The 8,541-nt window shown below is 52.9% G+C and carries 7 protein-coding genes and 1 riboswitch; of the genes, 1 reads left to right on the forward strand and 6 read right to left on the reverse strand.

The features are described from left to right. The 5 genes from COY37_RS01970 to metK form a co-directional block, all read right to left on the reverse strand. A partial coding sequence (locus COY37_RS01970) for a transcription antitermination factor NusB (protein ID WP_286975775.1) occupies positions 1-774 on the reverse strand: 774 nt, incomplete at its 3' end. A gap of 3 nt (positions 775-777) precedes the next feature. Continuing rightward, positions 778-1,752 carry a methionyl-tRNA formyltransferase gene (fmt, locus tag COY37_RS01975; RefSeq protein ID WP_286678459.1) on the reverse strand — a complete coding sequence of 325 codons (975 nt, stop codon included), beginning with the start codon at positions 1,750-1,752 and terminating at the stop codon, positions 778-780. Positions 1,753-1,768: 16 nt separating this feature from the next. Beyond that, positions 1,769-2,266: a peptide deformylase gene (gene def / locus COY37_RS01980; protein ID WP_286678460.1), complete on the reverse strand. Its 498-nt coding sequence runs from the start codon at positions 2,264-2,266 to the stop codon at positions 1,769-1,771. A gap of 412 nt (positions 2,267-2,678) precedes the next feature. Then, on the reverse strand, positions 2,679-5,117 hold the full coding sequence (priA, locus tag COY37_RS01985) for a primosomal protein N' (protein WP_286678461.1): 2,439 nt from the start codon (positions 5,115-5,117) through the stop codon (positions 2,679-2,681). A gap of 2 nt (positions 5,118-5,119) precedes the next feature. Next, positions 5,120-6,352, reverse strand: coding sequence for a methionine adenosyltransferase (gene metK / locus COY37_RS01990; RefSeq protein WP_286678462.1), 1,233 nt, complete (start codon positions 6,350-6,352; stop codon positions 5,120-5,122). 81 nt (positions 6,353-6,433) lie between these two features. After that, positions 6,434-6,580, reverse strand: a riboswitch (SAM riboswitch). A gap of 190 nt (positions 6,581-6,770) precedes the next feature. Between metK and COY37_RS01995 the strand changes: the two genes are divergently transcribed. Then, entirely contained in the window at positions 6,771-8,141 is a 1,371-nt protein-coding gene (locus COY37_RS01995) for a sensor domain-containing diguanylate cyclase (protein WP_286678463.1), read from the forward strand. On the opposite strand, the gene COY37_RS02000 is transcribed toward COY37_RS01995, so the two are convergent. Beyond that, positions 8,111-8,541 (reverse strand): phosphopantothenoylcysteine decarboxylase domain-containing protein (locus COY37_RS02000; RefSeq protein WP_286975780.1); only part of this gene is annotated, 431 nt, incomplete at its 5' end. The genes COY37_RS01995 and COY37_RS02000 overlap by 31 nt on opposite strands.

An 8,541-nucleotide genomic window follows, 5' to 3' on the forward strand; every position in this document is an offset into this window, starting at 1 on the left:
GAGGATCGTCTCGCCGGGCTGGGGGTCGACCACGTGGGCGATTATCATCGAGCTTTCGTCCTGGGCATAAAACTGGCCTTCTTTAAATTGCGGCACGCGTGTGATATCCCCAGCATCCTTCGCTACCAGGGCTTCCGGCATATACATGCCAGGCTCCACCTGCCAGCCCGCCTCCTTGAGTTCATCGGTTAGCTTCTCGGGGGTTATCTTGAGCGTATTCACCCTGATCACAAGCTTGGGCGGGCGGTTATCCGCCTCGCAGAGGGCTTCGGTCTGCTCGATGCCGAATTCTTCAATCCACATCTTAACAATCCAAGGGGGATGAAAATATTTAAGCGATATATACCTGGCCGGGTCTTTTTCCTTATCCGGCCAGGGTAGATTATCTTTTTCACGCGCTATTGTACGTAAGAGACCGTTGACGAATTTGGATATGCCCGGATGGAAATTCTTCTTTGCGATAAGAACCGCCTCGTTGACCGATGCATGGTCGGGTACATCCATATACATGATCTGGTAGACGGACATTCGGGTAAGATCGAGCACAAGATCGGGGATTTTATCCGGCTTCTGTTTTGAGAACTGCTGTATGATCCAGTCGAGCGTCCCTTTTGCCCTCAAGGTACCGTAGGTAAGCTCGGTGGTAAAGGCTTTATCCCGCCTGTCGAGGTCGCTTTCTCGTAGCTTTTTTGGGAGAAGAAGGTTGGCATAGCTGCCCGTTTTATGGACGCGATGGATGACTTCAAGTGCGATTTCGCGCGCCGTCTTCGCCATTGGCTAATCCCCGAGCCCTTGGCTGCGAACCACTGTTCCCAACCTGTCGCCGACTTTGAGACGATAGCCGCGCATAAATTCCGCACCGCTTATCTTCTTCTTATTGGCGGGCTGGACCTCGACGAGGAGTAACGGCTCGGTTCCGGTGGCGACGTAGGGACCGGTATGTTTATCGATATGGATAATCGTGCCGGGCTCCGCCTGGGCGGTGTCCGGGATAACCTGCGGGGCTTTTGCCGCCCACCAGACCTTAAGCAACGTGTCGTCGAAATGGGTGTGGGCGCCGGGCTTTGGGTTGAGACCTCTTATCTGGTTGAAAATTGCCTCGGCCGGTTTTGCCCAGCTTATCTCGAGGTCTTCATCATCTATTTTACCGGCATAGGTAATTTCCGCCGGGTTCTGCTTTGTGGGTTGGATGGTGCCGCTTTCTATCCTGGCAAGCGCTTTGATTATAAGATTAGCGCCGACGGTAGACATCCGCAAAGCCAGAGTTTCCGCGGTATCCTGCGGCTCGATTTCGATTTCCTGCTGCAGGAGGATATCGCCCGCGTCGAGTTCCCGGACAAGCTGCATTATGGTGACACCGGTCACCGTATCGCCTTCCATTATCGCGCGCTGGATCGGGGCGGCGCCGCGCCATCTGGGAAGCAGCGATGCGTGCACGTTGATAACCCCGTATTTCGGAATATCGATAAGCCATTGGGGAATGATTTTGCCGTAAGCGAACACCACACCGATATCCGGCTGTAGCTCTTCCATCTGTATCCTGAACCGGTCGTCTTTTAAGGTTACGGGTTGGACGAGGGGAATGCCCTCTTCAAGCGCTAGAAGCTTAATGGGGGGAGCGCCGATTTTCTGCCGGCGGCCGGAGCGTTTATCGGGTTGGCTCACAACGAGAACCACCTCATGCTCTGAATCGACAATCCTCTTTAAAACCGGGACCGCAAGCTGCGGTGTACCCATGAAAAATGCGCGCATCGTTACCTTTCGTACTTTATACCAGCGTCTTCCCCGCCAGATCCTTTAAGGCCCGGCGGCGTTCCTCCGGGCTCGTCCTATCCAGGATGAGGATACCATGTATGTGGTCCACCTCATGCTGGAGCGCACGTGCAAGAAGCCCTTCGGCTTCGAACTCGACCGGCTCGCCTTTTTCATTCTTGGCCTTAAATCGTATCTTTGTCGACCGCGGGATCATTACCTGAATCTCCTGGGGATAAACGCTGAGGCATCCTTCTTCCCCCTCCTCGGTCTCATTACCATACCAGGTAATTTCGGGGTTCAGGAATACCATCAGGCCCTCATCGATATCGACGACGACTACGCTCTTTAGAATTCCGACCTGGTTTGCGGCAAGCCCGACCCCCGGCGCGGCGTACATCGTGTCGGCCATGTTCTTTATTAATTTATGCAGCTCATCATCTATTTTCTCTACCGGCAACGTCTTCTCTCTCAGCACCGGATCGGGAAATTTCCTAATCGGCAAAACCGCCATGTCTAAATTTCACCCTTCTTTATGTATAGCTTTCAGCACTCAACTGTCAGCTAAACCTTCTTCTTTTATAGCTATCAGCATTCAGCATGATCCAGACTTCAGCTAAAACCATTATACATAAGGATGCTTTATCTAAGCTTAGACTCTTTTGCTTATTAACAAAGAGACTGCATCCAAGATTCTTCAGTCGCTTCGCTCCTTCAGAATGACACCTAGGAGTACTTTTATAAACCCACAGGCTCAACCCTTATACTGCTTAGTGCTTACTGCTTACTTACTGCCTCTCCGGTTTCCAGCAGTACCATGGTCCCGATGCGCACTATCTGTGCTTACTGCCTACTGCTTACTGCCTACTCTAAACCCGCATCTAGACTCACTGCTCTAGTTGATAACTGAATGCTGAACGCTTCTTTTAGAGTACCCAAACGGGGTCTACATCTATAGATAAGATTACTACGTTTTGATACTTTTCAGGAACGAATCGACGAAAATTATCTTCCAAAAAGCTTTTTATTGTCAAGTCGTCACGGACCTTCAGTAATATGTGCCAGCGATAGTCGCCCTTGACCTTAAGGAGCGGGGCCGGCGATGGCCCCACGATATCGGCGGCCTCATCAAGGCCCGCCGCGGCTATGATCTTGGCGGCCCGTTTGGCAAGGCCTACTACCGGTTCGGGCTCGGCGCCCGAAAAGAGCATTCTGACGATGGTTGAAAACGGGGGATAATTGAGTTCCCGGCGGAACTCGATTTCCGTCTGGTAGAACTCGTCGTATCCTGCTGTTAACACGGCCTGGAGAGGATAGCTTTCGGGCGTATGTGTCTGGATTACGACGCGGCCCGGTTGCTCGCCACGCCCGGCGCGACCGGCTACCTGCATGAGAAGCTGAAACGTGTGCTCGGCGGCGCGAAAATCCGGCAAGTGGATGGATGTGTCGGCGTTGATAACCCCGACCAGGGTGACCTCGGGAAAATCCAGTCCTTTGGCGATCATCTGCGTTCCGAGAAGAATCGCCGACTTCTCGTTTTGAAACATCGCCAGGCGCTTCTGGTGGGCGCCTTTACGGGACGTGGTGTCGGCGTCCATCCTGATAACCGGCACACCCGGGTACAGACGGTCGAGTTCGCCCTCGACGCGCTGGGTCCCGACTCCCGGATAATTAATTTCACTGCCCCCGCATTTCGGGCACGTATCCGGCGCCCTTGTCGCAAAGTTACAGTGATGGCAGCGCAGGCTGTGATTAACGGAGTGGTAGGTAAGCGAAACAGAACAGTTACGGCACTTTGGCACAAACCCGCAATCCTGGCAAATTATGAAATTAGAGAATCCCCTGCGGTTCAGGAAAAGAATCGCTTTGCCGCCGGCACCCAGGGTTGCGTTGAGTCTATTTACTAAAAGCCCGCTAAAGATAGGGCGTATTTTTTGGAACGGCTCGTCGCGCATATCGACGATCTCGATGCGCGGCAGTTGCCGTTTTTGGATGCGCCTTCGCAAAAAAAGCGGCCGGTAGATGTCATTCTCCGAGCGCCATTTGGATTCTAGGGACGGGGTAGCGCTTCCAAGGATGGCGCAGGCGCCTTCAACCTCGGCCCGCTTTATCGCAACATCTCGCGCGTTATACCTGGGGTTTCTACCCTGCTTGTAGCTGGCCTCGTGCTCCTCGTCCACGACGATGACGCCAAGGTTGGAAATCGGGGCAAATACCGCCGAGCGGGCGCCGACCACAACGCGGTACCTGCCTTCCTGGATGCCCCGCCACTGGTCGAACCGCTCGCCCCCTCCGAGGCCGCTGTGCAAGATTGCGACATTTTCGCCAAACCTCGCCTTGAACCTGGCGACCACCTGTGCGGTAAGCGCGATCTCCGGAACCAAAACGATAGCCCCTTTACCCTGTTCGAGCACGCGCTGAATCGCACGCAGATAGACCTCCGTCTTACCGCTTCCGGTAACACCCTGAAGCAGAAATACATCGCTCGATCCTTTATCGATGGCGGGCAGAATCGCGGAAAGCGCGCCCTCCTGCTCGTCGGTAAGCTCGAAGGTCGTATCCTTATGGAAGAAGTATTGCTCGGGCTCCCTGTTAACCACACGTTCTTCAATCCGCACCAGGCCGCGCTCGACCAGCGCCTGCAGCGACGAATGCGGGGCCTGTGAATCCGCCAGCAGCTTTGCCACCTGCCGCGAACCGCACATGACAAGTGCCTCATATATCTGCCGCTGCTTCGGCGCACGCTTGAATTCGGCCGTTGCAGATTCGGCCCGATCATTGCTCTGCGCAACAAGAACCGCATAGCGTGCCGTATATTCCTTAACCTTTGGTTGCTCGATCTCGTAAATGCGCTCAACAAGGCCCAGCGCTTGCAGTTTGCTTACAACCGACGAGATATCCTTACCGCCGGTCGCTGACTTTAAAGCTTCGATCGGGGCCTCCCCGCCCAGGTCCTTTAATGCGTCGATGATTTCGGATTGTCGCGGAGTCACATTCACCGGCGCGGCGCCCGCAATTCTGATCAATTGGATAATCTTGCTTCCGCGACCGGGTGGGATGGCAAGCTTTAACGCCTCGCCCAACGTCGAAAGATAATGTTTGGCGATCCAGCGGCACACATCGACCATGCGCTCATCAAAAACCGGGCGCTCGTTAAGAACCGCCTCAATCGAAACGAGCTTTTTTGCCTCCGAGGTGTCGGTAAAACCGACCACGTAGCCGATCTGTCTCGTTCTTCCAAAGGGGATTAACACCACCGAGCCAACGCTAATTTTCGAGGCAAGCACTGGCGGAACAAGGTAATCAAAGATACGATCGACTTCTCTTACCGGAAGGTCAACGATGACTTCAGTAATAACAGACATACCTATCCCAGGGTTGTAAGTTCCTCATCCAAATCCTTCAAGCCCGCTTCTTCTCTAAGAATAGCGGCTTTATCGGTTTTCTCCCAGGTAAAGTCCGCATCCTCGCGGCCGAAGTGACCGTAAGCCGCCGTCTTCCTGTAAATCGGGCGCCTGAGATCGAGGTCGCGGATGATTGCCGCAGGCCTTAGGTCGAAGTGCTTGCCTATGAGCGCTTCTATCTCTTCGGTCGGGAGTTTCTCGGTACCAAAAGTCTCGACCATGATGGAGACCGGGCGAGAAACACCGATCGCGTAGGCGATTTGCACCTCGCAACGCTCCGCGAGGCCCGCAGCTACGACGTTCTTTGCAACGTACCTTGCGGCATATGCCGCCGAGCGGTCAACTTTTGTCGGGTCTTTTCCGGAGAACGCGCCGCCGCCGTGGCGACCAAGACCTCCATAGGTATCTACGATGATCTTGCGACCGGTAAGCCCCGTATCGCCCTGCGGACCGCCTATCTCAAATTTTCCGGTTGGGTTAACCAGGATTTTAACCGTGTCGTAGTTGATCAACTCAGCCGGCACGGTCGGCTTTATGACTTTCTCGATGAGTGCGGGCCTGAGTTCTCCGTCTATGTCGATATTCGGGGCATGCTGTGTCGAGATAATGATAGTATCTACCCCAACCGGCCTACCGTCTTCATATGCTATCGTCACCTGGGTTTTACCATCCGGGCGCAGGTACGGCAGCTGGCCGGATTTCCTGACCTCCGACAACTTATATGCAAGCTTATGCGCAAGCAGAATCGGCATCGGCATTAGCTCGGGTGTCTCGTTGCAGGCATATCCAAACATCATGCCCTGATCGCCGGCGCCCTGTTTATCCAAATCCTCATCGGCACCAACAACACGGTTCTCATAGGCATTGTCGACGCCCTGGGCGATATCGGGTGATTGCGGGTCGATGCTCGTCATAATACCGCAGGTGTCACAATCAAAGCCAAACTTCGCCCTGGTGTAGCCCACATCGCGGATGATCGACCTGACCACGCTCGGGATATCCACATATGTGCTTGTCGTGACCTCGCCGGCCACAACAACCAACCCCGTCGTTACCAGCGTCTCAACGGCAACTCGCGCCATCGGATCATCCTTGTAGATGGCATCAAGGATACCGTCGGATATCTGATCCGCGATTTTATCCGGATGTCCCTCCGTCACCGATTCCGATGTTACCAAATACCTCTTACTAGACAACTTACTACCCCCTTTTTTCTAATAAAAAAACCCTCGGCCTGAAAGAGCACGAGGGTTTACATTCTTAACTTTATAAACCTTCTCTCATCTTTCAGAAACCTTTTGCGGAAAGGCGATGCCTTCCCAGTCTGCAGGAGTTAGCACCTTAAAAACGGATTACGCTTACGAACCCGTTTCCAGGTTGCCGAGGCTTCACAGGGCCAGTCCCTCCACCTCTCTGGATAAGAGCCGATATGTATGCCGCCTGCCGGCGGTTGTCAATGTGCTTGGCTTAATGCGTTTCTACTAGCAGATTAGCAGATAAAACCACCTGAAGTCAAGCAACAGCCAGGGCTTCTGAACAACTAAAGTTATCCCCGAATACTGTCGATATCAAACCCTGTCAGGTGGTTAATTTTATGATTATTGTCTTAATACTATGAAAATCATTATTATTGGCGGAGGTAGAAACGAGACTTCTACGCTGCAGACGCTGGCGGAAACGACATCAATCGAAATACTCGGCATTGTAATCGAACCCTACGACGAAGAATCAATCGAACTTGCAGAAGCATTTAACATCCCCATCGTTCACGATTGCGGCGACCTCTCAGAAAAAACCGATATTGACTTGATCGTCGACCTGTCCGAACCGGACGGTGTCGGCAAGAAAAACTGCGATCGCAAACCCGTCGGCGTCGATGTTATCGACCGCTCGACCGCGAAGCTGCTCTGCCGTCTTCTTCAATCTGAAAGCAGGAGCACTTACGACCTTATTGATAAGCTAACTCGAGAGCACTGGTCTCTTTACGAGATCGGTATCAGCCTCTCTTCCGCTAAAGACCTCGCCGAAGTCTCGCAAAAGATTGTCGAGCAGGCAACGGTACTCACCAATGCACCGGCCAGCAGTCTTGCGATTTACGACGAGGAGCCGGACGAAATGTATTTTTCGGCCTCAACCGGCTTTAGAAGCGGCATTGCAATCCAGAAAAGCTGGAAGCCGAGAGAAAACGGCCTCACTAACTATATCCTGAACCACAAGGGCCCGGTGACTATATCCAATATGGATAACCACCCGGAGTTCCATAACCCAGAGTTGGTGAGCGAGGGGGTAAAGTCGCTTATCGCCTGTGCGCTGACGCTGGATGAAAAGGTAGTCGGAATCATCTATGTCGACGACTTCAACCCAAGGGACTTTACCGAGCACGATATCTCTATCATCTCGCTGTTGTCGACATATGCGGCCATGGCAATCGAGAAAGCGAAGCTTCTTGAGGAAACAAGACTGCTCTCGATCACCGACGACCTCACGCAGCTCTACAACCACAGGTACCTCGTGCAACAGCTTTTAACCGAGCTTAGCAGGGCAAAGCGTTATCAGGAGCCCCTCTCTTTTATAATCATGGATATCGATAATTTTAAGCAGTACAACGACACGCACGGGCATGTAAAAGGCAACGAGGTTTTAAAACAGCTTGCCGCTCTGTTAAAGAAGGTAAGCAGGACATACGATATCGTTTCCAGGTATGGTGGCGAAGAGTTCACGATTGTCTGCCCCAAGACAAACAAGCAAAACGCGTTTGATTTTGCCGAACGCATCAGGCGCATGATAGAAAACACCGAGTTCCCCGATGCGCACACGCAACCGCTCGGCCGCATTACCGTAAGTATTGGAATCGCCGGCTTCCCGGACGACACACGCGACCCGCTTGGGCTCATCGATAAAGCGGATATAGCACTTTATCTGGCAAAAGGTTCGGGTAGAAATTGTGTCTGCGCTTACGACGAAATTGAGGATACGGCAATGTGAGCGGCAACCCAATCAAGGATTTTCTCAGCCAGTTCGGTTTTTTTATAGGTTATAAGGTCCCCTACCGGGCCTTTTTTGTTTATGAGGACTGCGAGGTTAAGGTCACTGCCGAACCCAACACCGGGGCTCGCTATGTCGTTAGCGACGATGAGGTCGATATCTTTTTTCTTAATCTTTTTAGTTGCGTTCTCGATGATGTTCTCCGACTCGGCGGCAAAGCCGACTACCAGCTTGTTCCCCTTTTTCTTGGAGACCGCCTGCAGGATATCCGGGTTAAGCTCAAGCTCGATGCTCTTTGGCATTCGCTCTTTTTTTATCTTCTCGATGCCTGAGGACGACGGTCTGAAGTCGGCGACCGCAGCCGTCATAACGACCGCATCCACTTGATAAAGGTTCTCCA

This window comes from Candidatus Aquicultor secundus, assembly GCF_002791875.1.
Classification (GTDB): domain Bacteria; phylum Actinomycetota; class Aquicultoria; order Aquicultorales; family Aquicultoraceae; genus Aquicultor_A; species Aquicultor_A secundus.

Bases quoted from the DNA above. Each gene is read 5' to 3' on its own strand.
- priA (WP_286678461.1), bottom strand. From the start codon at position 5,117: ATGTCTGTTATTACTGAAGTCATCGTTGACCTTCCGGTAAGAGAAGTC.
- def (WP_286678460.1), bottom strand. From the start codon at position 2,266: ATGGCGGTTTTGCCGATTAGGAAATTTCCCGATCCGGTGCTGAGAGAG.
- COY37_RS01995 (WP_286678463.1), top strand. From the start codon at position 6,771: ATGAAAATCATTATTATTGGCGGAGGTAGAAACGAGACTTCTACGCTG.
- fmt (WP_286678459.1), bottom strand. From the start codon at position 1,752: ATGCGCGCATTTTTCATGGGTACACCGCAGCTTGCGGTCCCGGTTTTA.